The sequence below is a fragment of the Idiomarina sp. OT37-5b genome (assembly GCF_002968395.1).
Lineage (GTDB): Bacteria > Pseudomonadota > Gammaproteobacteria > Enterobacterales > Alteromonadaceae > Idiomarina > Idiomarina aquatica.
The window spans coordinates 1,579,146-1,603,926 of record NZ_CP027188.1; the positions used below are offsets into that span (position 1 = coordinate 1,579,146).

The 24,781-nt window shown below is 48.8% G+C and carries 23 protein-coding genes and 4 pseudogenes; 12 read left to right on the plus strand and 15 right to left on the minus strand.

Translation table 11 applies throughout. The annotated features are described in order from the left end of the window. A complete protein-coding gene (gene pgm, locus C5610_RS07340) occupies positions 1-1,641 on the minus strand; it encodes a phosphoglucomutase (alpha-D-glucose-1,6-bisphosphate-dependent) (protein WP_105306612.1) in 1,641 nt (546 codons plus the stop codon). Continuing rightward, a complete protein-coding gene (seqA, locus tag C5610_RS07345) occupies positions 1,641-2,126 on the minus strand; it encodes a replication initiation negative regulator SeqA (RefSeq protein ID WP_105306613.1) in 486 nt (161 codons plus the stop codon). Before seqA ends, pgm begins: the two co-directional genes overlap by 1 nt. Positions 2,127-2,239: 113 nt before the next feature. On the opposite strand from seqA, the gene C5610_RS07350 reads away from it, so the two are divergent. The 7 genes and pseudogenes from C5610_RS07350 to C5610_RS07380 form a co-directional block, all read left to right on the plus strand. After that, on the plus strand, positions 2,240-3,016 hold the full coding sequence (locus C5610_RS07350; RefSeq protein ID WP_105307745.1) for an alpha/beta fold hydrolase: 777 nt from the start codon (positions 2,240-2,242) through the stop codon (positions 3,014-3,016). 77 nt (positions 3,017-3,093) lie between these two features. Then, complete coding sequence (locus tag C5610_RS07355; protein ID WP_105306614.1) at positions 3,094-3,309, plus strand: DUF2788 domain-containing protein; 216 nt, start codon at positions 3,094-3,096, stop codon at positions 3,307-3,309. Between the two features lie 32 nt (positions 3,310-3,341). Then, a complete protein-coding gene (gene ybfE / locus C5610_RS07360) occupies positions 3,342-3,665 on the plus strand; it encodes a LexA regulated protein (RefSeq protein ID WP_105306615.1) in 324 nt (107 codons plus the stop codon). 3 nt (positions 3,666-3,668) lie between these two features. Next, entirely contained in the window at positions 3,669-4,199 is a 531-nt protein-coding gene (gene fldA, locus C5610_RS07365) for a flavodoxin FldA (RefSeq protein ID WP_105306616.1), read from the plus strand. Between the two features lie 60 nt (positions 4,200-4,259). Then, the gene (gene fur / locus C5610_RS07370; RefSeq protein WP_105306617.1) at positions 4,260-4,706 is read left to right on the plus strand and encodes a ferric iron uptake transcriptional regulator; all 447 of its coding nucleotides are present in this window, start codon (positions 4,260-4,262) and stop codon (positions 4,704-4,706) included. Position 4,707: 1 nt separating this feature from the next. Then, positions 4,708-5,748, plus strand: coding sequence for a saccharopine dehydrogenase family protein (locus tag C5610_RS07375; protein ID WP_105306618.1), 1,041 nt, complete (start codon positions 4,708-4,710; stop codon positions 5,746-5,748). 116 nt (positions 5,749-5,864) lie between these two features. Further along, positions 5,865-6,467 (plus strand): annotated as a pseudogene (locus C5610_RS07380) (IS4 family transposase); the annotation flags it as partial. Between the two features lie 21 nt (positions 6,468-6,488). Here C5610_RS07380 and C5610_RS07385 read toward each other — a convergent pair. Next, positions 6,489-7,312, minus strand: a pseudogene (locus C5610_RS07385) (ISAs1 family transposase). Between the two features lie 117 nt (positions 7,313-7,429). Between C5610_RS07385 and C5610_RS07390 the strand changes: the two are divergent. Next, positions 7,430-8,962, plus strand: coding sequence for an integrase catalytic domain-containing protein (locus tag C5610_RS07390; protein WP_105306620.1), 1,533 nt, complete (start codon positions 7,430-7,432; stop codon positions 8,960-8,962). 344 nt (positions 8,963-9,306) lie between these two features. Continuing rightward, positions 9,307-9,624, plus strand: coding sequence for a hypothetical protein (locus C5610_RS07395; protein ID WP_105306621.1), 318 nt, complete (start codon positions 9,307-9,309; stop codon positions 9,622-9,624). A gap of 256 nt (positions 9,625-9,880) precedes the next feature. Here the strand turns inward: C5610_RS07395 and C5610_RS07405 are convergent, their stop codons facing one another. From C5610_RS07405 to C5610_RS07415, 3 genes are read right to left on the minus strand one after another with little or no spacing between them, the layout of a single operon-like run. Continuing rightward, complete coding sequence (locus C5610_RS07405; RefSeq protein WP_105306622.1) at positions 9,881-10,204, minus strand: hypothetical protein; 324 nt, start codon at positions 10,202-10,204, stop codon at positions 9,881-9,883. Further along, positions 10,204-14,202 carry an RHS repeat domain-containing protein gene (locus tag C5610_RS07410; RefSeq protein ID WP_105306623.1) on the minus strand — a complete coding sequence of 1,333 codons (3,999 nt, stop codon included), beginning with the start codon at positions 14,200-14,202 and terminating at the stop codon, positions 10,204-10,206. Before C5610_RS07410 ends, C5610_RS07405 begins: the two co-directional genes overlap by 1 nt. Before the next feature lie 34 nt (positions 14,203-14,236). Continuing rightward, positions 14,237-14,713 carry a hypothetical protein gene (locus C5610_RS07415; RefSeq protein ID WP_158682676.1) on the minus strand — a complete coding sequence of 159 codons (477 nt, stop codon included), beginning with the start codon at positions 14,711-14,713 and terminating at the stop codon, positions 14,237-14,239. 407 nt (positions 14,714-15,120) lie between these two features. Between C5610_RS07415 and C5610_RS07420 the strand changes: the two are divergent. Together C5610_RS07420 and C5610_RS13865 are read left to right on the plus strand one after the other, a co-directional pair. Beyond that, positions 15,121-15,944, plus strand: a pseudogene (locus C5610_RS07420) (ISAs1 family transposase). Positions 15,945-15,968: 24 nt separating this feature from the next. Next, positions 15,969-16,220 (plus strand): annotated as a pseudogene (locus C5610_RS13865) (IS4 family transposase); the annotation flags it as partial. Between the two features lie 39 nt (positions 16,221-16,259). On the opposite strand, the gene glnS reads toward C5610_RS13865, so the two are convergent. The 6 genes from glnS to C5610_RS07455 form a co-directional block, all read right to left on the minus strand. Then, positions 16,260-17,951: a glutamine--tRNA ligase gene (gene glnS, locus C5610_RS07430; protein ID WP_105306625.1), complete on the minus strand. Its 1,692-nt coding sequence runs from the start codon at positions 17,949-17,951 to the stop codon at positions 16,260-16,262. Positions 17,952-18,016: 65 nt separating this feature from the next. Continuing rightward, positions 18,017-18,955, minus strand: coding sequence for a biotin-dependent carboxyltransferase family protein (locus tag C5610_RS07435; protein ID WP_105306626.1), 939 nt, complete (start codon positions 18,953-18,955; stop codon positions 18,017-18,019). Beyond that, a complete protein-coding gene (pxpB, locus tag C5610_RS07440; RefSeq protein ID WP_105306627.1) occupies positions 18,948-19,655 on the minus strand; it encodes a 5-oxoprolinase subunit PxpB in 708 nt (235 codons plus the stop codon). Before pxpB ends, C5610_RS07435 begins: the two co-directional genes overlap by 8 nt. A gap of 1 nt (position 19,656) precedes the next feature. Further along, entirely contained in the window at positions 19,657-20,436 is a 780-nt protein-coding gene (locus C5610_RS07445; protein ID WP_187346258.1) for a 5-oxoprolinase subunit PxpA, read from the minus strand. 20 nt (positions 20,437-20,456) lie between these two features. Further along, complete coding sequence (locus C5610_RS07450) at positions 20,457-20,852, minus strand: hypothetical protein (protein ID WP_105306628.1); 396 nt, start codon at positions 20,850-20,852, stop codon at positions 20,457-20,459. A gap of 13 nt (positions 20,853-20,865) precedes the next feature. After that, positions 20,866-21,126 carry a hypothetical protein gene (locus C5610_RS07455; RefSeq protein ID WP_105306629.1) on the minus strand — a complete coding sequence of 87 codons (261 nt, stop codon included), beginning with the start codon at positions 21,124-21,126 and terminating at the stop codon, positions 20,866-20,868. Between the two features lie 80 nt (positions 21,127-21,206). On the opposite strand from C5610_RS07455, the gene C5610_RS07460 reads away from it, so the two are divergent. After that, positions 21,207-21,665 carry a hypothetical protein gene (locus C5610_RS07460; RefSeq protein ID WP_105306630.1) on the plus strand — a complete coding sequence of 153 codons (459 nt, stop codon included), beginning with the start codon at positions 21,207-21,209 and terminating at the stop codon, positions 21,663-21,665. Here the strand turns inward: C5610_RS07460 and C5610_RS07465 are convergent. Genes C5610_RS07465 through C5610_RS07475 form a run of 3 tightly spaced genes read right to left on the minus strand, consistent with a single transcriptional unit; the run spans position 21,662 to position 24,770 of the window. Further along, positions 21,662-22,432, minus strand: coding sequence for an SDR family oxidoreductase (locus C5610_RS07465; protein WP_105306631.1), 771 nt, complete (start codon positions 22,430-22,432; stop codon positions 21,662-21,664). The two genes, C5610_RS07460 and C5610_RS07465, sit on opposite strands and share 4 nt — an antisense overlap. 27 nt (positions 22,433-22,459) lie before the next feature. Continuing rightward, complete coding sequence (locus tag C5610_RS07470) at positions 22,460-23,542, minus strand: phosphotransferase family protein (protein WP_105306632.1); 1,083 nt, start codon at positions 23,540-23,542, stop codon at positions 22,460-22,462. After that, positions 23,532-24,770, minus strand: a complete 1,239-nt coding sequence (locus C5610_RS07475; RefSeq protein ID WP_105306633.1) for an acyl-CoA dehydrogenase family protein — start codon at positions 24,768-24,770, stop codon at positions 23,532-23,534. Before C5610_RS07475 ends, C5610_RS07470 begins: the two co-directional genes overlap by 11 nt. Positions 24,771-24,781: the final 11 nt, after the last annotated feature.

The following is a 24,781-nucleotide window of genomic DNA, read 5'->3' on the forward strand; positions in this document are numbered from 1 at the left end:
TTACTCGTTGCTGAGAAGCCCGGAAACCCATTGCTGGGCTTCTTCAATGATGGCGGTAAGATGCTCATCACTGTTAAAGCTTTCGGCGTATATTTTATAAACGGGTTCGGTGCCTGACGGTCGCGCAGCAAACCAGCCATTAGCGGTGGTCACTTTAATACCACCAAACTGAGCGTCATTACCTGGTGCTTTCGTAGCGATTGAGGTCACCGCTTCGCCAGCCAATTGTGGCAATTTCACCTTATAAGCGCGGATACCGGCAAAGGCTTTGTTCTGTTCCGTAGAAGACGCTGTATCCACTCGGCGATAATACGACGTGCCATGTTGCAGACACAGTTGGTCGTAGTATTGACCCGGGTTTTTACCCGTCTTGGCAAGTATTTCTGCCGCCAGCAGTACCATCACAATCCCGTCTTTATCGGTCGTCCAGACCTCGCCGTTACGATCCAACAAGGTTGCACCAGCGCTTTCCTCGCCGGCAAAGCCGATAGTCTGCGCGGCGAGGCCCGGAGCAAACCATTTGAAGCCAACCGGAACTTCCAGTAACGGTCGTCCGTTATGAGCAACAACACGGTCGATCATGGCACTGGACACCACTGTTTTACCAATTGCCACTTGCTCGTTCCACTGACGCGTCTGGCACAGATAGTCAATGGCAACCGCTAAGTAATGATTGGGGTTAAGTAGACCGTGCGTTGGCGTGACAATGCCGTGGCGATCGTAATCCGGATCATTGCCACCGGCCAAATCATACTGGTCTTTGTATTGCAGCAGACCGGCCATCGCGGCCGGTGACGAACAGTCCATACGGATCTGGCCGTCTTTGTCCAGCGTCATAAAGCCAAAAGCAGGATCCACGTGTGCGTTGTGCACGGTGATGTCCAACCGGTAGTGCTCGGCAATCTGCTGCCAGTATTTTGCACCAGAACCACCCATCGCATCGATACCAAGTTTGAGCTTGGCGGCGGCAATCGCGTCCATATCGATCACTCGAGTGAGGCTCTCGATGTAGTCGCGACGCCAGTCGCAAAAGACTAACGCTGGATGCTCCAGGACGTCTTCTGATTCACAGGTGTTAACCCCCTGCAAACCGGAGGAAAGCAGCGCATTAGCGTATTTTTCAATGGTTTTGGTGGCGTCGCTGTCGGCCGGCCCACCGTGTGGCGGGTTGTATTTAAAGCCGCCGTCCTGGGGAGGGTTATGCGACGGCGTAATCACGACCCCATCGCAAACATCCTCATGCTCCTTGTTGTAGGTTAAAATGGCGTGTGATATCGCCGGTGTCGGGGTGTAATCGTGCTCCGTTTGCACCCGCACTTCCAGCCCATTACCTAAGAACACATCCAGCGCACTCAGATACGCCGATTCGGATAACGCGTGAGTATCCTTGCCAACCAGGATCGGTCCGCGGATACCCTGCTCTTCGCGGTAGGCACAAATCGCTTGCGCGATCGCCAGAATATGCGCTTCGTTAAAGCTACGCTTGAGCGCGCTGCCGCGATGACCCGAGGTACCAAAACTCACTTTCTGGGCCGGATTGCGCGGATCCGGCTCATAAACATAATAAGCACTGGTCAGTTGCGCAATATTGATCAAATCCGCAGGTGTCGCCTCCTGCCCGGCACGTTCATGCATGGCCATTATAAAAAGTCCCTTATTTTTTCCGCTTCGGCAGCACTGTACCCCAATTGCTCAGCAACTTGCGTCAGCATGGATTTTTTCTTAGTCGTATTGTTGTTGGTTACTACCCAGTAAGGCGAACCCGGGATGGCTTTCGGGTTGGTGCTATTACCGCTGGTGAGCAGTGCCTCCTCGGAGCGGGCAAAATACTGGCGATCACGCCCGCGAATGGTCAGTACTTGCTCAAATTGTTGCGGATGCGATCGATGCAACATGCTGAGAATGTACAGAAACCGTGCGACCACGCTTTTTTGCACATTAACATCCTGCTGGTTGAGGCGGTTAAAGACACTTTCGGTCGCTTTTTCCGGACTCTGTTCAGCGGTTTCGGTGGCAGCGTCCAGCCCGAGCAGACGGCGCAAAATATCCGATGCGCTCTCGCCTATTTGCTGGGTGTGACTTGCTATGTATGCGTACAAATCGTCTTCTACTTCAATTCGTTTCATGAATGGTATTACCTCATCGCCCCTGGTTTTGACCAATGGTTTGCCTAATTCGCTTGCAAGGCAGGCATAAACTCCCGAAAATGATGGCAAAGTTTACCATTAAAGGCATCCAGATGGCAGAGTCAGTAACATTGGAATATCAAACCCTTGGCCAACAGCAACACCCGACGGTGGTGCTCATCCATGGTTTGTTTGGTGACAAAGACAACTTAAAAAGCCTCGCCAGAGCGCTGGAAGACGCGTATTACTGTGTCATGATTGACGCCCGCAACCACGGCGATTCGCCGCACTGCGAGCACATGAGTTACGGTGAAATGGCCGCCGACGTCATCGCCACCTGCGACAGTCTGGGCATCGACGACTTTGCAGTCGTCGGACACTCGATGGGCGGCAAAATTGCGATGCAACTGGCGATGGATTACCCGCAGCGGGTCACTCGTGCCGTGTTTGCTGATATCGCGCCTGCTCAGTATGACGGCACTCATGACGACATTTTAACGGCATTGAAAAACCTCGATCTCAGTCAGATCAATAGCCGCAGTGATGCCGACAGCGAACTGGCAAACACCGTCAAAAATAAGGGTGTGCGCCAGTTTTTGCTGAAGAATCTGCGGAAGAGCGACGACGGTTACAGTTGGCGACTCAATATTGATGCCTTAATTGCCAACTACACGACACTGGCCGGTAACGTCAGTGAGGGCCATTACGCAGGTCCGGTGCTGTTTATCAAGGGCGGCGACTCCAATTATTTAACCGAGGCGCATCGCGACCAAATAAATCAGCGTTTTGATGACGTCGAGGTTAAAGTTATCGAAGGCACAGGGCATTGGTTACATGCAGAAAAGCCGCGTATTTTTAACCGCTTGGTGCGCGAATTCTTAAACCCTTGAGCGACACAGGGTCGTCAGCCGAAGCGCGCTATGGTAGACTATGCGCGATATTAACCAGCCTGAGGTGTACATAATTCATGTTGGCTGAATACTACGAACAAATCGAGATACTGGCGACCAACATTACGCTTGGCATCTTATTTTTATTAATAGGCCTTGCTATTCGCGATGTGTTAAAGCGATCGGAAGTGCCCAAATTCGGCCGTTTCATCGTCTGGCTGGTGTTGTTTCTTGGCTGTTTTGGATTTATCGCCAAGGGCATTATCCAGGTGTATTGGGAATCGGGACTTTGATAAAAGCACCTGCATAGCAATTCACAACACACATGGCAAAAGCAAACAACGATAAAGTAACCATCGACTTATTTGTCGATCAGCCCCGGCGCGGACGTCCCCGCACGAACCCGTTGCCGCGCAGTGAACAGTTGCGCATCAATAAACGTAAACAATTGCTGCGTGACAAACAGCAGGGCAAAAAACGTATTGAGTTAAAAACCGATCGGCAGCTACACCAACAATTAACCGATTTGGCGGAGTCTTTGAACTGTAGCCGAGGGGAATTGGTCGAAGCTGTTGTTAAAGTCGCGTTGGCACGAGAAGACATCTTCCTGCCAGCAGTCATTAACCTTATCAAATCAGGTGAAAATTGATTTATGGCAACCGTAGGAATTTTCTTTGGTAGTGATACAGGCAATACCGAAGCTGTCGCACAAATGATCCAGAAAGAACTGGGTAAAAAGTTAGTCGATGTTAAAGACATCGCAAAGTCCAGTAAAGAAGATATTGCCGGCTATGATTTGTTGCTTTTCGGTATTCCAACCTGGTACTACGGCGAAGCGCAATGCGATTGGGATGACTTTTTCCCAGAACTTGAAGAAATCGACTTCACCGATAAATTGGTCGCTATTTTTGGCTGCGGTGATCAGGAAGATTACGCCGAGTACTTCTTGGATGCGATGGGTATGGTGCGTGACATTGTTGAAGCACGCGGTGCTGTGATTGTGGGTCACTGGCCGACCGAGGGCTATCATTTCGAAGCCTCGAAAGGATTGGTTGATGAAAACCACTTTGTCGGGCTGGGTATTGATGAAGATCGTCAACCTGAACTGACCAAAGAACGTGTGACTAAGTGGTGTCAGCAAGTTTACCAGGAAATGTGCCTGGCGGAGCTGGCAAACGACTAGTAGTTCAGGGTATGCTGAACCCTTGAACTTAATTACGATAACTGATTGGCGACTGATATTATGGCAACAAACGACGAGCAGTTAAAAAAAGCGGGCTTAAAAGTCACTTCCCCGCGCATGAAGATTCTGGAAATTCTGAAAAAACCGGAAAATCAGCATATCAGCGCGGAAGATGTCTACAAGATCCTGCTTGAGCAGAAAGACGAAATTGGTTTAGCAACCGTTTATCGGGTTCTTAATCAGTTTGATGACGCCGGTATCATCACTCGCCATCATTTTGAAGGCGGCCGTTCGGTATTTGAGCTGAGTGCAAAAGAACATCATGACCATCTGGTGTGCTTAACCTGTGGGCATGTGTTTGAGTTTGAAGATGACATCATCGAAGAGCGTCAAGTTCGCATCGCAGAACAGAACAAAATCAAACTGACCAACCACAGCCTATACCTTTACGGTGAATGTCAGCGCGGTGACAACTGCGAGTATAAGCTCGCTGCTGAGGCCGATTAGCATGGCATTGCGCTGGATGATATACGGCGCATACGGGTACTCGGGCAAGTTAATTGCCCGACAAGCCAAAAAGCGTGGTTATTCTCCTATTCTGGCCGGCCGAAACGGCGTTACTCTGGCCGAGTTTGCCCGACATCTGGAATTGCCTTTTCGCGAGTTTTCGTTGCAGGACGTCAACAGCATTAAGCAACAATTAGCGGATGTCGACCTGGTGGTCAATTGCGCCGGCCCTTTCAGCCACACCGCAGCCCCCCTCATGCATGCCTGCATTGCCAGTAAAACCCATTACCTGGACATTACCGGCGAAATTGATGTGTTTGAATACGCTCACAGTCTCTCTGCCAAAGCGGCTGAGGCGGGCATCGTTTTGTGTCCCGGAGTTGGCTTTGACGTTATTCCGACTGACTGTGTGGCTGCGCGACTAAACGCGCAAATGCCCGATGCAACACACCTGGCACTGGGTTTTGATTCGGCCTCACGAATGAGCCGCGGCACTGCCAAGACCAGCGTAGAACGGCTGGGTCAGGGTGGCGCAGCGCGCATTAACGGTACCATAGAAACGGTGCCATTGGCCTGGAAAGCTCGCGAAATCGACTTTGGGGCGGGTAAAAAAATGGCCATGACCATTCCCTGGGGCGATGTTGCGACGGCCTACTACACCACAGAAATACCGAATATCGAAGTCTATATCCCGGCCAGTCCGCGCTTGGTAAAACGCTTACGGCGACTTAACCCATTTCGACGCGTGTTTAACTGGCAGTGGGTACAACGCAAACTGAAAGCAAAAATTGACGCCAACAGCGAAGGCCCGGACAGCAAGGATCGCGATCGCAATCCAACCTATGTTTGGGGAGAAATTCGCAATGCGCGTGGCGAACATCGAGAGATGCGGGTAAAAGTGAAGAATGGATATTCACTGACCGCCGAAGGCGCGGTAGAACTGGCTGTTTATACGCTGGAGCATCCGCACCCCGGCGGCTTTTATACACCTTCGCGCCTTTACGGCGCGAAGCTACTCGACAAATACATCATCAAATCATAACAAAGCGGCCTAACTGGCTAACACCGATCAGTTAAGAAATATTTTACCGATCGGTTGACCGATCATTGGGCTGGTTCACAATACCCTCATCACCATTAGGTTATGAGGGTATTTTTTTGCTCAGTCACTGGTTACTCGACACGGATTCATTTGCGAGCCCAGAGTCGCTATCGACGTTTCAACAATCTATTCCGCTCGAATGGATAGAGAAGGCCTTAGCAGATACCGATAAAGTCAGTATTCGTCGGCGTAAACTTCCGGCCGAGTTGGTCGTATGGCTTGTTGTTGCGATGGGCTTATTTCGAGATCGATCTATTGCTGAAATTGTAGCTAAGCTTGATTTAAGTATGCAAAACAAAGCAGGCGAAACCGTTGCGTCCAGTGCGATCCCGCAGGCCCGCCAACGACTGACTCATGAGCCATTAGCTAAACTGTTTGAAATAACCGCTTCCCACTGGGTTAAAACCGAAGATCGCAACGATACATGGCAGGGACTGAGGCTGTACTCAATTGACGGCACGCAGTTTAGAACAGCAGATACCTCCGAGCTTACAGAGCATTTTGGTCGTATAAAACATAACGCAACGCGCTCTACTGAATACCCTATTGTACGTCTTTGTGCGCTAAGTTCGTTACGCAGTCGACTTATACGTGGTGTTGCTTTTGGTCCGAGCCATCACGGTGAAGTAACTTATGGTAAACAGTTAGTTGGTCAAGCAGGGCGAGAGAGTGAACGTTTTTTAAGCATTCACGATTAAGTCCAGCACCTCTTCGCTCATTGTTGCCATCTTCTGTTTGCGATTGACGCTCACTTTTATTGTCTTCTCGCGGCGTATTTGGTTCAGCGCAACATGGCGGAAGCATGCCAGGTTATCTGCGGCATGGCCGCGACTAATGGGGCAGTCATCTTCTCGCATTGTCACATCGAGAATCCAATGCAGGCGGTTTTCAACGCCCCAGTGGGCGCGCACTGTGCTGGCAAACTGCTCAGCAGATAAGCATGCTGAGCTGATATAATAACGATACTGTAGCTGCTCCTTGCCATTTGCTAATCGATAATAGGTGGCGCGGCCAATGGTTTCGAGCGCTGACCAGGCTGAACGTATGCTTTCAGGCAATTCCAATGCGGATAAAACATCATAGGCGCGATATTCAACACGACCATGCTTTTGCTCAATATGTCCAGGTTCGTTGCTGTCACTAAGCTCGAAAGCATCCTGAAGCGTCTGATATAGCGACTTTTCATCGGTTCGTCGCTGGCCTAGAGCAACACCGTTTTTAGTCGCAAAGGCACTTATCATGTGCAGTGCGGATTGCCTGTCGTTGCGCTTGTACGAGCGACGTAGCGTCTTACCATCAACAGCAACGACTTCTTTATCCGTGAGTTTTTCAGCCATTCGAGCCGAAGATGGCCAAAGTCCTCGATTTCTTCCCAGCCCTCTGCGCCTGAGATGACCACGGTCAGCGTTAAAAACAGAACATCAAATAGCTCATAGGTTACTTTCGATGCTTGCCTTGGGTCTTCAATATCGGCAAAGTGGTCACTCAGCAAGGTCAGGCTCATTGGGTATTGAGCGACAATTACGGTGGCCGGTCCGCATTGACTCACTAAGAATCAAACCTAGCAAGCTCGGTTGCCTCATCTAAAATCAAACTTTACGGGAATGATATTAGGTGATTTATGACGACTACTATGAGCCTTGCCGCTCGCCGCGAAATGTTATTAAGCATCCGGCAGCGGTACTTAGCAGCAAAACGCCCAGAAAAAACCAAGATCCTCGATGGCTTTGTGGCGGCAACCGGTTACGACAGAAAATATGCGCTCGTTCTATTGTGCAAAAAGAGTTCACCAATCGACATCGTATCGCTAAAACCTAAATCCCGACCCGGGGCTCAGGTTTATGATGATCAGTTTCGCCACGTGCTCATTAAAGTCTGGAATACCGCGAATCAAGTGTGCTCAAAGCGCTTTGTTCCTTTTATACCTGATTTGGTTGCGGCGATGGAGCGACACGGCCACTTGCGAATATCAGACGACATACGAAAAAAACTTATGACAGTGAGCGCTGCCACTGTTGATCGAATACTTCAACCTGAACGCTCTCGACAAGTTCAGGGACTGAGCCAAACCAAAGCAGGAGCCCTTTTAAAGAGTAAAATTCAGGTGCGAACTTTCGCTGACTGGAATGACATAGTACCCGGGTTTTATGAAGTTGATTTAGTTGCCCATTGTGGAGATGATGCAAATGGCACGTTTCTTAACTCGCTAGTGATGGTAGACGTAAGCACCGGTTGGCTTGAATGCATGCCGTTGTTAAGAAAAAGTGCGGCGGATGTCATCAACGGCGTTAGCGTTGCTCGCTCTCTTATGCCGTTTCCGTTGTTGGGACTTGATACAGACGGCGGCTCAGAATTTATTAATTACGAAGTTTTGGATTACTGTGAGTCAAACAAAATCACATTTACTCGTTCACGGGCTTATAAAAAGAATGACCAGGCTTTTGTAGAAGAGAAAAACGGCTCTGTTGTTCGGCGCTTAGTCGGTTACGACCGCTTCGAGGGCCCTAAAGCGTGGGCAGCTCTCGCGAAGTTCTATCGTGTGTTACGGAAATACGTAAACTTCTTTCAGCCGTCAGTAAAGCTACTTAAAAAAACACGTACCGGTGCCAAAGTGGCGAAACAGTATGACAAAGCATTGACCCCTTACCAACGTATTTTAAATAGTCCGCACGTAAAGCAAGGCGTCAAAGATGATTTGACCGCAATGTACTTACAACTCGATCCGGTGACGTTAATGTCTGAGTTAAAAGTGTTGCAAAATAACCTAATGACCTTTGCCTGGAATATTAACGGCACAGCCAAAACCGAGCAGTATGCTGATAAGCCGGCTGAACTGAATCAGAGTCATACAGCACCCACAGAGTCAGACGTTCTCGATTACTTTCGTTTTGAAAAGCCAAAAGACAAACGGAGCCTTCCGAGAACCTGGCGGACTCGCAAAGACCCGTTTGAACACGCCTGGGATGATATAAAATTTAAACTCCAACTAGAGCCTCACTGCACAGCCCCTGAAATTATTGAATGGCTCTCAGTTCGTTATCCTGACCGCCACGATATGGGGCAAGTTAGGACCCTGCAAAGACGTATTTCAGCGTTGCGTTTACGTGACCAGACTTATCAGTCTAAACTAACCGAATTAATGCAAGCAGAATGATTTTAGACTGAAATAACCGAACGATTGGCAAAGTGTTATTTTTTAATGAGGCAATACGAACCGGCCAAGGTAATTGACGCTACATACATTGGGGCTCTCCGCAAAAGAGAGTATATGATCACGACTAGAACTGATCGTCAAATCGATCGATTATTTAGTAGCTCGACTGGTCAATAAATGTTCACGATCTCACCCTGAAAGTTCACCTGAACTCATCAAATGTTCCAGTGTGACTCGTTAGTACGTTCCACCTCGCTCTCAAAATGTTCCAAAGCCTGCGTCTATTATCCGACAAGTAATGTCATTTGCTATACTTATGGCTCAGCAACTCAAGAGCCAGTGATATGCCTTATTGCCACACCATATTCCAGACAGTAAAGCCGGAGCAAGTTGAAAACGTGCTGTCGAAGTTTGCCCAAGAGTGCTTCGTCGGGGGACAAGCAGCGTATCGGCTAGACGACGGATCTTTTTCTATTGATGCGGGAGAAAATGATATTCGGGCAATCTATGATGAATCCGATACGGTCATCAGATTTTTTTGCCGTTATAAACGCGATGCGGACTTTTACGATAGCAAGCTTCAAACTTTTGCCGCCAAGCATGGCATTACTTCGGAACTCACAGTAGCGAGTAGACTAGGAACCGATGGGAGCAGAATATGACTAGTCAATTTGATGTGCTCACCTTATCTGAAACGGTTTCGCGTGACAGCCAATCTGGGAAATTAAGCCGTGACTTGCTAGGTCAGGGGCAAACGCTTTATGGAAAAAAATACAGACTTTCCAGATTACCTCGAACGCACCACACCTGATGGTAAAAAATCTCTCGGCCATTGGAGCAATGGAAAATTTCAACAAGTCATCAGCCTCCTGTAAAAACAAAGCCCCGCAAGAGCGAGGCTTTGGATTCAAATTAACTTTACCACCAACCTGATAATTCATCCCCGATAACTTTGCCTCGTTCCTTGGGTGAAAGTGCATAAAACTTCTCTTCGTCATCCTTAGTTTTAAGAGAAAGTTTATGCATCGTGAAACAAAGACAAAAATAAGGTATGAACAAGCAAATTGAAATTGCTATGAAAAAGGTAGCTTTTTCAATACCAGTGCCATCCACACCAAAAATAACAATAGGTAAACCTATACCAACCAAGGGCCAAAGCAGGTTCTTATACGCGGTAAACAACGCTGACATTAGCACCTGCTTGTTCAAAAGGTTCCTTGAAAAATAGCTACCTTCGCTCATCAACAGCTTCCATCTTTTTTAGTACATGTGCTATTACTTTGAGTACTTTCAGATTGTTGGTTCAAATACTCCATACCTTTTTGAGCCATTGTTCCTGCTGGTACTGGACTAGTAACACTATCAACGACTTTAACAGCAGCTCCTTCGGTCATACTCTCTCCTTTTCGGCCAGCTTGGATTGCTCCAACTGCTGCGACTTTAGTTGCTCCATCAGCACCAGCAATAACTCTTTCTGTCTTTGTAGTTAAGTTTACAGTTTCCTTACCTACCTTGATCGCACCAGTTACACCACCTTTCACAAGCTGAGTGCCCATTGCACCAACAGAGCTTAAAGCTGCTGAAGTTGCAACACTTCCGTAATCAGCATTAGCCAACGCTTCTCCAAGACTAGCACCATCACTCATAGAGTTGTAAACCTGTGCAGCCAAATCAATACCGCCTCCTATCGCAGCTCCAACTAAAAAGTTAAGGAATTTGCCCGTTGGATCAGTGTGGTTAATTGGATCATTAGCAACATAAGCATACAGGTTCATCTGGTCTTCATAACCCACCGGGTCAGTTTGCAGGAATCGGCCTAGCTTTGGATGATAAATCCGTGCTTTGTAGTAATATAGCTCAGTTCCTGGGATCAATATCTGCCCGGTATAGCGAAACCGTGCATTGCTCCCGTTAATAGGCTGACCAAAAGGCCCGTATTGATGCCTTGCCAGAATACTCCCTGAAGCGGTTGTTTCAGCGATTATTGTCCCCCGTTCATCACGGTGTAAATAACGGCGACTCGAAGTGCCGCCGCCGTCATACCGGATAACCGGGTCATCGATACCTGAACCATGGATATATCTGCGCAGCAACGTGCCACTACCATTATACTCAGCAACCAACTCATCGCCATCATAGAGATATTCAATCTTACTGCCATTGTGAGTCGTTGAACTTAAATGTCCCAGCGCATCATACGTCAGGTTGACGGTTGTTCCTGACTTGGTCGCCTTTTTAAGCCTATTCTGGTTGGTGTACTGGTAGCTCCAACCGTCATATGACGTCATATTTCCGGCAGTCGAATAAGTGAGTGACTTATTTATCCCACCCGCTGTCACTTTCGTATACTGGTTGAGGTTATTAACCGAATAGCTTTCAGTGCTGAGTGTCGGAATGGCTATCTGATGTGTGTCATTACTGACCGCTCTTGATGCTAATTGATTCGACGGTGTATAGCTAAAGCTAATATCAGTTATCCCACTATGGTTGTATTGGGAAATCCGATCCATGCGGTCATACTGAATACTGGACGTTACGCCTGCTGCACGGTTTATCGTCTTAATACGACCTATCCGGTCATAGCTATAAGACAGAACGGTGCTGCTTCCATTTTGCAGTATACTGACTAACTCGCCCCGGTGGTCATGGTTAAATGTTACATAGAACCCATCCGGAAACGTTAACCGTTTTCGCTCGTTAGCTTGAGTGTAAGCATAGCTCAGAGCTCTGCCATTCGTTATCGACTTGGCCAAACGCCCTAAATTATCGTATTGGTACGTTATTACACTCAGGCCCCGGGAAACCTCTGAACGCCGTCCCATCCCATCGTACTGATAGTAAACTGTCGATTCATTCGGAACAGCTAAGCTGACGGGCTGGTTTCTCGAGTTATAAGCGTAAGTAAGGACAACACCATCTCGCTTTCTTAAGGTAAGAATGTTGTCATTTAAATCATACGTGTTTTTCTCATACGTGCTGTTTGGAAATGTTGTACGCTGAAGCCGGTCATGCCCGTCAAAGGAATATGATGTCGTGTTTCCATTTCCATCGGTAACAGATATCAGATTACCGTTTGCAGAGTAACTATTTATTCTTTCGACTGATTCAATCGGCGTCCCGACAGCCGTTGTAATACTTGTCGTTCTTGACACTTTATCGTATGTTATCCGTTTGACTCTGTCAGGGCCAAAGAGACCCTCAGTACCTAGAGTGCAAGCCGAGCTCGGTAGCTGTGAAAATGCGCCGCTATTCATCCTAACCGCCTCACATATTACACGCCCCCGTGAGTCATGGCTATACTGCCAGACTTGTTTAGGCGTCGTTGGGGCTGCTAACTCTTTTTTGATGACATTATTGTCACTATTTAAAAACTCCGTGACCGTCACGTCTACTGTCAGGCCCGTACTCGTCCTGGAAGAGATGGTTCCCCGCTCGGTCACGCGTTTTCGGCTGCTAGCAGTGGGGTAACTAATTCTCTCTGCAGCAAAGTAGCCCGCTGCATTTTTTTCGTTTGCTTGCCAGATCTGTCTACCTGAGTCGTCGTAACCAAAATATACAGCGTCATCGACCCCGCCAAGAGGACCATCCTCTATCAGTAGGCGTCCGGCATCATCATACGTATAAGTGGTCTGCTGAGCAGGCGTCCCATTACCATTTGTTCGTGTTTCTGTTTTTATAAGGCCTGTATTCTGCCAGTATGTATAATTCGTCACTTGAGCCTGTGCTCCGCCACACTGACCAACCACACAAACCGTTTGCTTTGTTAATCGATAAACTCCATTAATTTGCGAATAGTCATTTATCGTTTTCCTGCGAAAGCCATTCGCATCGGCAGGCTCAGTTTTAGTAAGCAGACCGCCATGAATCGATGAAAAAGTATAGTCCGTTCTATTGCCGTTGGCATCAACAGTGTAAATCGGTCGATAGCAGGTGAGCTCTGTGCATGTACTTGGATAAACGGCTCGCTCTAACTTATCCGGTAGACTAAAACCTGGCTTAGCGATGCTTCGTTTACTCGTAATATTGCCATGGGAATCATAAGTAAATTTAACTTTATTTCCCTCAGGAAAAGTTACCGTTTCAACCCGTTTATCGGTTGTGTACGTGTAGCTTGTTTTATTTCCCAGCGAGTCTGTATCTGACTTAACCAATTGGCGTTTCTCTGCACCGCCCCACACAAAATACTCGACTGTTCTTCGGTAGCTTTCAGGACCCGTTATAATAAGTTTCGAGAACTGTTTCCTTGGATCTGAGCCAGAGCCAGAGGCGGCTGTATAGCTATATTGGTAGCTCTGACCGTTACGCGTAACTGAGGTTACAAAGTTATTGTGGAATATCCCTGCATAGCTTCTGGTTGCACTTGATAAAGACAGTCTATTCTTCGTATCTGCAGGCCCTTTTAGGGTAAAGCTCCTCGCGAAATCACTGGCTCCAAGCGCATTACTGAATCCAGAAAACTGCCACTGAAGCCCGCCTAAATCCGTGAAATTACCTGTTGAACTGTAATTAACTTCAGCCAATACATCAGAGGGACTAGATATTTTGGCGATGTGAGCTCTTTTAAGTTTACTCCACCCCAGTGAACCTGTCGAAATATCGTTCGAAAAATAATTTAAGATAAGCTGATAACCAACATCAGAGGTTACCTTTACAGGCCGGTGATAGGTAACGCCTGACTGAGTCACTTTATCGTAATAGATCTGCAACGACTCTCCATCAGGATAATTAACATTCGTCGCGTAATAAGTTGTTTGTGCACTAATGGAGGCATAGGGGTCACCTGAATAATCGAAATAAGACGATTTGGATGCATAAACAACTTTTATTCCTGTCTTCCCTTGTATGTAGCGAAAACTTGAGCCTCCAACCCTACCCACAAACATCGATCCCGTATTACCTTGAGGTTCACAGTCGCTGGATTCACAGTCAAAGTATTCTGATGTTTTCGCTCCAAATGTAAGAGAAAAGCTTTCCTGACGCTGGGTTGTTCGTGGGTATAACTTACCGATCACCTTACTATCAAACTGTTGCAAGGTATTTAACGTTAACCTTGGTGCTGCGGGAATGGAGAGTTCAGGTAAATTAGGGTAAAAACGGCCACTTAACAAATCGACATTGTTGATGTCGGGTTCAATATCGAGTGGTTTAATGTTGTATTGTTCGTTCTCTGCTTTTACTAAAGTTGTAAAAAGCAATACCAATACGCCGCATAAGGCCAGACTCTTCCTTGATGGTTTCATTCTTTATATCTCTGAATAATTATGTATATGGTACTTAAAACGGCATTATCACATAGCCAGCTTCGTGTCTTATGTAATCACTTTCCTGAACTGTTCCACTACCGTTAAAGCACGTTAAAAAGACGGCTCCTGACGTATAAACTTCTATTGGCTTTGAACCAGCGGTGGGTAAGTTTTCGTAAGTGTTAACTTGATTTTCAAATGATATTTCACAATAACTGGCCCCTGTAGAGTTCCAGTTTGCACTGGCATTTAGGCCATAATCGTAGGCAATATTTGGGACATTAAATTCAGTAATAATTAGCGAAGAACCGCCGGATAGTCGTTCATTACCAACAGCTTGCCGGTTTCCAGCGCTATCGTATGTGTATTCAATAAAATCTGCACCTTTATCAACCCCTATCAACCGCCCTTTGGCATCATATTTTAACTCAACAGTGCTTTGGGCATATGTTAGGAAAGTAAGCCCGCAGCTCACCAGAAATACGATCGATGATCTAAAATGAATCAACTTAATAACTCCCAAAGTTCCTTATTAGGACAGCCTATGCACTTAACCCAACTCGCACTAAAATCAAGATGAGAACGAACACAGGATATATATCCTTATGTATAGCAATATGTTTGAATGTTGTTATACTCGTTCCTCTATTTAAAAGTCAAGATTTTCTTCTTTCACTTTGTGTACCATGACTCAACAAAAGAGTCTTAAGCCTATGCTTTTTAGCTTACGTTTTGACACTGTTATAGTTGAAAGCCAGGCACTAAAAGAACTTAGGGATTAACAAAGACGCAAGGCGCCCCTAAAGTCAGGGTGAGATCGTGAACATTTATTGACCAGTCGAGCTACTAAATAATCGATCGATTTGACGATCAGTTCTAGTCGTGATCATATACTCTCTTTTGCGGAGAGCCCCAATGAGCCTGACCTTGCTGAGTGACCACTTTGCCGATATTGAAGACCCAAGGCAAGCATCGAAAGTAACCTATGAGCTATTTGATGTTCTGTTTTTAACGCTGACCGCGGTCATCTCAGGCGCAGAGGGCTGGGAAGAAATCGAGGACTTTGGCCATCTTCGGCTCGAATGGCTGAAAAACTCACGGATAAAGAAGTCGTTGCTGTTGATGGTAAGACGCTACGTCGCTCGTACAAGCGCAACGACAGGCAATCCACACTGCACATGATAAGTGCCTTTGCGACTAAAAACGGTGTTGTTCTAGGCCAGCGACGAACCGATGAAAAGTCGCTATATCAGACGCTTCAGGATGCTTTCGAGCTTAGTGACAGCAACGAACCTGGACATATTGAGCAAAAGCATGGTCGTGTTGAATATCGCGCCTATGATGTTTTATCCGCATTGGAATTGCCTGAAAGCATACGTTCAGCCTGGTCAGCGCTCGAAACCATTGGCCGCGCCACCTATTATCGATTAGCAAATGGCAAGGAGCAGCTACAGTATCGTTATTATATCAGCTCAGCATGCTTATCTGCTGAGTAGTTTGCCAGCACAGTGCGCGCCCACTGGGGCGTTGAAAACCGCCTGCATTGGATTCTCGATGTGACAATGCGAGAAGATGACTGCCCCATTAGTCGCGGCCATGCCGCAGATAACCTGGCATGCTTCCGCCATGTTGCGCTGAACCAAATACGCCGCGAGAAGACAATAAAAGTGAGCGTCAATCGCAAACAGAAGATGGCAACAATGAGCGAAGAGGTGCTGGACTTAATCGTGAATGCTTAAAAAACGTTCACGCTCTCGCCCTGCGGTGAGATCAAGCACCAAATGCTGGAAGATAGCATATTACTTCGTAGCCAGTCCGTAGATGGTGTTACCCAGGAAATTTGGGGAATTTTGCTTGCTTACAATCTCGTTCGAGTGGAGATCAGCCGTATTGCGGCTCCAGGCACCATTCCCAAAAAATTAAAAGCGCTTCGGGCGAGGATTAAGCGTTATATACTACCTAAAGAAAGAAAACGGCCCAAAAATCGGACCGTTCGTATATCAAAAACCAGATAAACCATTCAGTCGAAATACTCTTAACTGAATGGTGTTAGCCTAACTGGGCGCTTTGTCGTCTTGTTGTTGTTCGATTTTAGCCCAACTGTCGCGCAGACCAACCGTCTGGTTAAAGATCAAACGCCCTTCTTGCTCGGCGTCCTGATCCAGACAGTAATAGCCTAAACGTTCAAACTGATAGGCTTGTTGCACCTTTGCTTGTGCCAGGTTCGCTTCGACAAAGCCATTTTTGATAACCAATGACTCCGGATTAAGAGCGGCAAACAGATCCTCTTCCGCAGCCGGGTTAGGCACCTGGAACAACCGGTCGTAGACACGGAACTCAGCAGGCACAGCGGTTGCTGCTGAAACCCAGTGAATCACACCTTTGACTTTACGGCCATCGGCAGGATCTTTACCCAAGGTATCCGCATCATAACTGCAGTACACGGTGGTGATATTGCCGTCCGCATCTTTTTCAACACGATCCGCACGCACCACGTAAGCGTTACGCAAACGGACTTCTTTATCCAACACCAAACGCTTGAACTTTTTATTAGCCGATTCACGGAAGTCCTCACGTTCAATGTACAACGTTTTACTGAAGGTCACCTGACGAGTTCCCATCTCGGGTTTGTTCGGGTGATTTGGCGCTTCTAACGATTCTGTTGCATCATCCGGGTAGTTTTCAATCACCAGCTTAATCGGATCCATTACCGCCATTGCACGCGGTGCATTCTCGTTTAAGTCATCACGGATACAGGCCTCGAGCATACTCATTTCGACCTGGTTATCCATCTTAGTGACACCGATACGGCGACAAAACTCACGGATAGAAGCCGGTGTATAACCACGGCGACGTAAACCGGCAATGCTCGGTACGCGCGGATCATCCCAGCCACTGACTTTGTGCTCTTCCACCAGCGTATTGATGATGCGTTTACTCATCACCGCATACTGCAGATTCAGACGCGAAAACTCAATTTGCTGTGGATGACAGTCAATGCTGATGTTATCCAGCACCCAGTCGTACAAACGGCGGTTATCCTGGAACTCCAACGTGCACAGTGAGTGGGTAATACCTTCCAGCGCATCCGAGATACAATGAGTAAAGTCATACATCGGATAAACACACCATTTATCACCGGTTTGGTGATGATGAGCAAAGCGCACACGGTAAATCACCGGATCGCGCATACACATGAACGGCGAGCTCATATCAATTTTTGCCCGTAACGAACATTCGCCTTCTTTAAATTCACCGGCGGTCATGCGCTGGAACAATGCCAGGTTCTCCGCCGCAGGCGTGTCCCGATAAGGGCTGTTTTTGCCCGGCTCTTTCAGTGTGCCACGCATTTCGCGCATGGTTTCTTGATCAGAGAAGTCAACGTAGGCTAAGCCTTTCTCAATCAACTCAACCGCATAGGCGTGCAACTGGTCAAAGTAATTGGATGAGTACTTAGGCTCACCATCCCACTCGTAACCTAACCAGGCAACGTCTTTTTTGATCGACTCGACATAGTCGACCTTCTCTTTCAGCGGATTGGTATCATCAAACCGTAAATTACAGGTACCGTTATAGTCTTCAGCAATACCGAAATTCAGGACAATCGACTTTGCATGACCGATATGCAAAAAGCCGTTCGGCTCAGGGGGAAAACGTGTTTTCACCGAGTCATGCTTACCCGAAGCCAAATCTTTATCAATAATTTGACGAATAAAATTACTCGGCCGGTGTTCGGTATCTGCCATTAGATTAGAATCTCCAACTACAAGCTACATTCAGAATGATAAGTATCGCGCTATGATCGCAGTTTCTAGGCGTTCTGACAAGCTAGCTGCACATCAAAAAAGCGGTAGTAACGCGCTAATTGTTGTTGCACCTGCTCTATCGTCACGCGGGTGAAGCGCACCTGATCGCCGGGCCGACATTGCGCCAACCGGCTGACATCCAGTGGACTGATGGTACCAAGCTTGGGATAGCCGCCGAGCGTCTGACGATCACATAACATAATGATCGGTTCGCCGTTGGGCGGTACTTGCACAGAGCCGATGTTAATGCCCTCGGACACAATGCCTTTGCCCTGATAGCTTAAGCTATGGCCTTTCAGTCGCACGCCCATGCGATTACTGCTGCTGTCTACGGTAAAATCGTTATAACAAAACGCCTCACGAACGGTATCCGGAAACTGCTCATACTGATTGCCGGGAATCAGTCCCAACGTTGGTGTTTTCGAATAGTCGGGACGATACTGCCAAGGCACCCGCCGATCAATATCCGCCGTGCTCTTTTCGGTGTTCAAGGTTGCGCCGGATCCAAGTGGCTGGCCATTTTGGTGAATGCCGCCGATTTTCTCCCGTGCCACGGTTGCGACACTGCCCCACTGCCGTTCCGCCTGAAACCCGCCGGCAACCGCCAGATAAATCCGCAATCCCGCCTGTGCCTGCCCGATGTGCAGAGTTTGACCAGCGGTTGCGCTGTGACTTTGCCAGCTATTAAGCGGTTGTTCGTCCAGGCTTAGTTTGGCATCGGCACCGCAAACCGAAAAATGCGTTGGCTCAGTAAAGCGTATGCGGGCGCCGCCCAGGGTGATCTCCAGTTGTGCCGCGTCAAAGCGGTTACCCACCAATTTGTTGGCCCATAAAAACGCGTGTTCATCGGCCGGCCCGCCACGGGTCAAGCCTTTGCTGAGATACCCGAAGCGACCAAAATCCTGCAGCGTCATGTACAGACCGGGTTCAATCACTTCAATCATGCAGCGCCTCCGGATTTCCCCCCTGCTCAATAAACTGCTGTCGGGATATCGCTCGAAACTGCACGTAGTCACCAACCTCGAAGGCACTCAAAATACCTTGTTCCGGTTGATACAAGGGGGTTGCTGTGCGGCCGATGATGTTCCAGCCACCGGGCGAGTCGACCGGATAAACGGCGGTTTGCTGCTCGGCCACAGCGACGCTGCCCGCCGGTATTTTTTCACGTGGACGTTGCAACCTCGGAGTCACCAAAGCCTCAGGAAGAATGCCCATGTAACCGAACCCCGGCGCGAACCCGAGTGCAAACACCCGGAACGGCTGAGCGGTGTGTTTTTCGATCAATTCCTGTTTGCTAAGATGATGTGAATCCATCACCCGCTGCCAGTCCGGACCAACGTCATCCCCATAATAAACGTCCAGAGTGTGCAGGCTGCCCTCCGCGCTTGGCGCGTCGTTGACATCCTGCAACATGGGTTCGAGCGCTTGGCGTAGCGCCGCTTCTGACAGCTGTGTCACATCATAGTACAGCATCAGGGTCGAGTAAGCCGGCACCATATCGGTTAGCGGTAACGCACTGTGCAGTAATTGTTGCTGCAATGCCGTTACCCGCTCATTCGCGGCCTCTTCGATACGATCACTGAAGCAAACCATTACCGCGTCAGCACCGGCGTTCAATACCTTAGGGTAAGACGACTCAGTCATGTCAACCGCGCTCCTGTGACTCGTCTCCGTGAATCAGTGTGCGAAGTTTTTCGATGGTGGTAATGGCGCTCGGATTATCCCCATGCACGCACAACGAATCGATGCGGATGTTGAGGGGTTTACCGGTGATGCTGACGATAGCTTCACCTTGGCTAAAACGCCGTCCCTGCTCCAAAATTTGCTCATCATTTTGATACACGGCATCACTGAACTGGCGTGAACGCAAGCGTCCGTTATCGTCATAAGCGCGATCCGCAAAGCCCTCAAAAATCAGCGTAATTCCCTGAGTCTCTGCCCGTTGTTGCCACGCATGATTCTCCGGTGTTGCCATGATCATCAGTGGCAGCGGTTCGCTGCGCTGTTGCTGTAAGGCTGCAACGGCGGTGCAGACGGCATCAAAAGTCTGTCCGTCACTCAGCATGTCGTTATACAGCGCACCGTGGGGTTTGACGTAGTCAACCGTGGTCCCCTGACCGGCCGCTATCGCTTGCAACGCGCCTACCTGGTATTGCACCATGGCGGTAACTTCATCGGGCTTGCAGGCCATATGCCGCCGTCCGAAGCCGACCAAATCCGGATACGCCGGGTGCGCGCCAATGACCACCTCGTGCTGTTTCGCCAGCTTAACCGTATTGAGCATGGTCAGCGGATCGGACGCGTGAAAACCACAGGCGATATTGGCCCAGTCAATGTGTGGCATGAGTAAATCATCAGCGCCCATTTGCCAGGCGCCGAAACTTTCACCAATGTCGGCGTTTAACGCAATCTTTGTCGTATTCATGTCAGCCAGTCTAGCACAAATCAAGAGCCTTTTTTACGCGCTTCGACATCGCCGAACAGGCGCGTAAAACTGACACAAAACAGGTACAGACCGATACCGATGGTGGCAATTTGCAACGATGGTAGCATCAACACCAACAACTGGTGCTTGGCGAAAATGGCTGCCGCACCGGTCAGTCCCATCGTCGTAATGCCCTGCGCAACCAAGGTTATGGGTCCAAGCCAGGATTCCAGCCGCTGCAACTTTAATAAGGCAAATAAGCCCCCCAACACCAATCCCCAGGCGATGGGTACGCCAAGCTTATACCAACCCAGTTGATAGTCGGCGATAGAGGCCACCAACTGATCCTGTGTGGCGGTGTAAAAAAACAGGCCGACAGCGCCGGCTAATATCACAATACGTTTCGATAGATTCATTGTAAGCTGGGTCCTACAGTGCCAAGCTGATTAAAAATAAAACAATAGCGATGATCGGGAGCCACAATAACGGTGATTGATACCAACGCAGCGGCGGGATATCCCCCGAATGCTGTTTGGAAGGCAGTGGTTGTCGATATAACCAGATAACACCTGCCAACATAATCACCGCACCGATAATTCGGATGCTCGAGTCGTTTTCACTGACTACGCCCAATACGGCCATCAGTAAGCCAATGATGGTAATTAAGATGGCGGATACACGTTGCCACATAAAGACTCCTTGTTGTTATTGTTCTTTGGTCGTAGCATTACGATAGCGTCTTTTCCATTACCATAAAAGTTTTACAACACATGAGCCTGATAAAAAAAGTTGCCCTAATTTTGCTCGCTGCCGGTGCAACCTTTGCACTTATCGTGACCAGCGTCATCGTATACCAGTACACGGCGATGGAACCGCCGCTGCCCAACGACACCGACTGCAGTATGCAACGCTTGCTGCAAACCGAGGAAAACGCGGCCGAAATTCATCACTATTATTGTCAGCGAGGCAGCAACAAAAGCTGGCAGGGACATGAGCTTTGGCTGGTTGAACCGGCGTCGGATCGCTGGCAACGAATGCTGACCACCACCTCACCGCAGTGCCTGCAACTGACGTTAGAGCGGCAGACACTGCATGTGGCACACGATGGTGATAAGGGCGAAATGAATTTGGCCGAGCCGGTCTTTATTTACAAAGACCTGAATGGCCAAAGCCAGACACTGGCGGTCGATATTGACAACCAACCCAACGCCAGCTGCCGCAGCGATTAAGTCAGTTTTAGCACCCACTTAAGCGGCAGCCGCTTCATTAAAAAGGCCATCAACGCCCATGGCCAGCGCGGCACATAGGCTTTAACCGGTTCCTTATTAATGGCCGCAGCCAGCAGTCGGCAACCGGTTTCGGTGTCGACCATGAAGGGTGTGTTTTTCACCTTTTCATTGATTTCCGAACGAATGTAGCCCGGATAAATGGTACTCACTTTGATTGGGCTGTTACTGCCATAACTTTTCATCAAGTCTGCCCGAATGCCTTCGGTCAGTGACGCCAGTCCGGCTTTGGTCGCGGCATAAACGGTCATAGCCCGCGGCATACCTCGAAACGCGCTCATCGAAGAAATGGTGACTAAGTGCCCCTGCTGCTGGTCCCGCAGTATGCTCATAGCGGCTTCGCATTGTGCCAAGGCGGCAACAAAATTGGTTTCTGCGGTTGCCTTATTGGCCTGAAAGTAACCGGTTCCGAGCGCCGCCCCCTTGCCCATTCCGGCATTGATGATAAAACGGTCAATTTGACCAAATTCCTGTTTAAATTCATCAAACACACGAAACACGTCGTCGTGTTGATTCACATCCAGCACCTTTATCCCGACCTTGATGGCAGGATAGCTCTGCTGCAGTTCAGTTTGCAGTTGTTGCAGACGGTCAATGCGGCGCGCGCACAGGCACAGATTTTTTCCCTGTTTGGCGAATTCCCGCGCCATGCCCTCGCCCAACCCCGAACTGGCTCCGGTAATCAAAATGGTGTTACGCTGTTGTTCCATATCAGTCCATGTCTCTTGTAATTGTTATTATTTTGGCTGTTGTGCAATCCGTCGACGACACCGCCACAGCAAGTAATTCACTAAAAACCAAAAGTTTTTAAAGGTTTTGTTGCGAGTCTGTTTGTGGTGGTAACGGTAATAGATCTGCTGTGCAATGACCGCTAAACGAAACAGTCCGAAGACTTCATAAAACGCGAAATCATCAACGTTAACCCCGGTTTTCTCGCAATAGTATTCAATGATTTGCTGACGAGTCAGCATGCCGGGATAATCACTTGGCTGACGTTTTGTCGCCCGTGCGATACGATCGTCACCGGCCTCAATCCAGTACGCAAGCGCATTACCAAGATCCATCAAGGGGTTGCCCAGAGTTGCCAGCTCCCAGTCAAGAATACCGATGATGGCAGTGGGCTGCTGTGGATCCAAAATCAGGTTGTCTAAACGAAAATCATTGTGAGTCAGACAAATGGTCTCCGTCGCCGGCTTGTTGTCCTGCAACCAGCGCATAACCGGCCCGGCGCCAAACACATTCCAGGTTTTCGCTTTTTGATAGCGTCCGCACCAGCCATTAATTTGTCGTTCGGTGTATCCAGCCCCTTTCGCAATACTACGCAATCCGGTGCTGTCTAAGTCAACCTGATGCAATTCAATCAGCTTATCCAGCGCGTTCAGATTTAACTGTCTGGCCTGCTCCGGCGACAACTCAAGACCCTTTGGGAAGCGCCGGCGCGGGATAATGCCACTGACGTGTTCCATCACGTAGAATTCGGCTCCAATCACCGACTCATCGGTACAATGCGCCAACATGTTCGGCACATAAGGGAAGGCCGGACGCAATTTTTTCTGCAATCGATATTCGCGCCCCATGTCATGGGCTGATTTTGCCTTGGTACCGGCCGGCGGGCGTCGTAACACCAACGCCAGTCCATCATAGTCAAGCCGGTAGGTCCAGTTCGATGCACCGCCTGTGTATTGAGTAACCTTCAGCTCACCGCGCTGTTGCGGCAACTCGTCCTTGATATGTTCTACCAGCCAGGCATCCAGTGCCGCCACCGGCAGTGTTTCCTCGTCTCTGACTTCGCTGGCTTTGTCCAATACATCAACTGTCATGTTGTCGTCCCTGCCATTGTTTCAGTTCGGCTTTGGCGATGGTTGCCCGATGCACCGCATCCGGGCCGTCGGCAATACGCAACGATTTCGCCACCGCCAGCAGTCCGGGTAATGGCGTATCGTGGCACATCGACGCACCGCCATACAGTTGCATGGTTTCATCCACCACCTTTTGCAGTACCGAAGGTGCAATCAATTTAATCGCCGAAATCTCCTTAATCGCTTTTAGTGCGCCGATATTGTCGATTTGCCAGGCGGCATAAAGTGTCATTAAACGAGCCTGATCGATAGCTACCCGTAAATCGGCCAAACGCTCCGTGTTGCCGCCCAGTTTTAACAGCGGTTGACCAAAGGCGATGCGTGACACGCCCCGCTCAATAAACAATTGCAATGCCCGTTCGGCGGCGCCAAGCGCTCGCATGCAATGGTGGATGCGACCCGGACCAAGGCGCCCTTGAGCAATTTTGAAACCAGCGCCGGGGCCAACAATGATGTTATCTTTTGGTACTCTGACCTGATCAAATACCACCTCACCATGGCCGTAGGGGGCGTCGTATTCGCCCAATGCCGGTAACATACGTTCAATGGTGACGCCGCTGCTGTTGAGCGGTACCAAAATCATAGAATGACGCTGGTGCTTATCCGCCTCTTCGTCGGTTAACCCCATGACGATGGCGATCTCTGCGTTAGGATGCCCCAGGCCGGTGCTCCACCACTTACGCCCGTTAATCACCCACTCGTCACCATCAGCGACGATGGTGGTCTGCATATTGGTGGCATCCGACGACGCCACATCCGGCTCGGTCATACAAAATACTGACCGTATTTCGCCGTCAAGTAGAGGTTGTAACCAGCGTTTTTGCTGCGCTTTATTACCAAAGTGATAAAGCACTTCCATATTGCCGGTATCGGGTGCATTACAGTTAAAAATTTCAGGTGCCAGCAGGCTGCCGCCCATGCGTTCTGCCAGCGGCGCGTATTCCAAGGTTGACAGCCCGGCACCCAGTTTTTCGTCCGGCAGAAACAAATTCCAGAGCCCTTGCTCGCGGGCCATTTGTTTGAGTTCTTCAACCCGTGGGGGAACTTGCCAATCGCGCCAGTTTGACGAGGCATTTAAGCGGTAGTTTTCTTTTTGATACTGACTTTCATAAGGCTCTACAAACTCGCGCATGAAGCGGTCGAGTCGTTGCAGATAATCTTTGGTTTTCTGACTGTAGGAAAAATCCATGATGCTGATCC

What these genes read in the sequence shown, in the direction of transcription:
- C5610_RS07460 (WP_105306630.1), top strand. Translation starts at nt 21,207, where the DNA reads ATGAGCCTGATAAAAAAAGTTGCCCTAATTTTGCTCGCTGCCGGTGCA.
- fur (WP_105306617.1), top strand. Translation starts at nt 4,260, where the DNA reads ATGGCAACAAACGACGAGCAGTTAAAAAAAGCGGGCTTAAAAGTCACT.
- ybfE (WP_105306615.1), top strand. Translation starts at nt 3,342, where the DNA reads ATGGCAAAAGCAAACAACGATAAAGTAACCATCGACTTATTTGTCGAT.
- C5610_RS07435 (WP_105306626.1), bottom strand. Translation starts at nt 18,955, where the DNA reads ATGATTGAAGTGATTGAACCCGGTCTGTACATGACGCTGCAGGATTTT.
- C5610_RS07470 (WP_105306632.1), bottom strand. Translation starts at nt 23,542, where the DNA reads ATGACAGTTGATGTATTGGACAAAGCCAGCGAAGTCAGAGACGAGGAA.
- glnS (WP_105306625.1), bottom strand. Translation starts at nt 17,951, where the DNA reads ATGGCAGATACCGAACACCGGCCGAGTAATTTTATTCGTCAAATTATT.
- C5610_RS07390 (WP_105306620.1), top strand. Translation starts at nt 7,430, where the DNA reads ATGACGACTACTATGAGCCTTGCCGCTCGCCGCGAAATGTTATTAAGC.
- C5610_RS07455 (WP_105306629.1), bottom strand. Translation starts at nt 21,126, where the DNA reads ATGTGGCAACGTGTATCCGCCATCTTAATTACCATCATTGGCTTACTG.
- C5610_RS07350 (WP_105307745.1), top strand. Translation starts at nt 2,240, where the DNA reads ATGGCAGAGTCAGTAACATTGGAATATCAAACCCTTGGCCAACAGCAA.
- seqA (WP_105306613.1), bottom strand. Translation starts at nt 2,126, where the DNA reads ATGAAACGAATTGAAGTAGAAGACGATTTGTACGCATACATAGCAAGT.
- C5610_RS07355 (WP_105306614.1), top strand. Translation starts at nt 3,094, where the DNA reads ATGTTGGCTGAATACTACGAACAAATCGAGATACTGGCGACCAACATT.
- C5610_RS07475 (WP_105306633.1), bottom strand. Translation starts at nt 24,770, where the DNA reads ATGGATTTTTCCTACAGTCAGAAAACCAAAGATTATCTGCAACGACTC.
- C5610_RS07445 (WP_187346258.1), bottom strand. Translation starts at nt 20,436, where the DNA reads ATGAATACGACAAAGATTGCGTTAAACGCCGACATTGGTGAAAGTTTC.
- pxpB (WP_105306627.1), bottom strand. Translation starts at nt 19,655, where the DNA reads ATGACTGAGTCGTCTTACCCTAAGGTATTGAACGCCGGTGCTGACGCG.
- C5610_RS07465 (WP_105306631.1), bottom strand. Translation starts at nt 22,432, where the DNA reads ATGGAACAACAGCGTAACACCATTTTGATTACCGGAGCCAGTTCGGGG.
- pgm (WP_105306612.1), bottom strand. Translation starts at nt 1,641, where the DNA reads ATGGCCATGCATGAACGTGCCGGGCAGGAGGCGACACCTGCGGATTTG.
- C5610_RS07395 (WP_105306621.1), top strand. Translation starts at nt 9,307, where the DNA reads ATGCCTTATTGCCACACCATATTCCAGACAGTAAAGCCGGAGCAAGTT.
- C5610_RS07410 (WP_105306623.1), bottom strand. Translation starts at nt 14,202, where the DNA reads ATGAAACCATCAAGGAAGAGTCTGGCCTTATGCGGCGTATTGGTATTG.
- C5610_RS07450 (WP_105306628.1), bottom strand. Translation starts at nt 20,852, where the DNA reads ATGAATCTATCGAAACGTATTGTGATATTAGCCGGCGCTGTCGGCCTG.
- C5610_RS07375 (WP_105306618.1), top strand. Translation starts at nt 4,708, where the DNA reads ATGGCATTGCGCTGGATGATATACGGCGCATACGGGTACTCGGGCAAG.
- fldA (WP_105306616.1), top strand. Translation starts at nt 3,669, where the DNA reads ATGGCAACCGTAGGAATTTTCTTTGGTAGTGATACAGGCAATACCGAA.
- C5610_RS07405 (WP_105306622.1), bottom strand. Translation starts at nt 10,204, where the DNA reads ATGAGCGAAGGTAGCTATTTTTCAAGGAACCTTTTGAACAAGCAGGTG.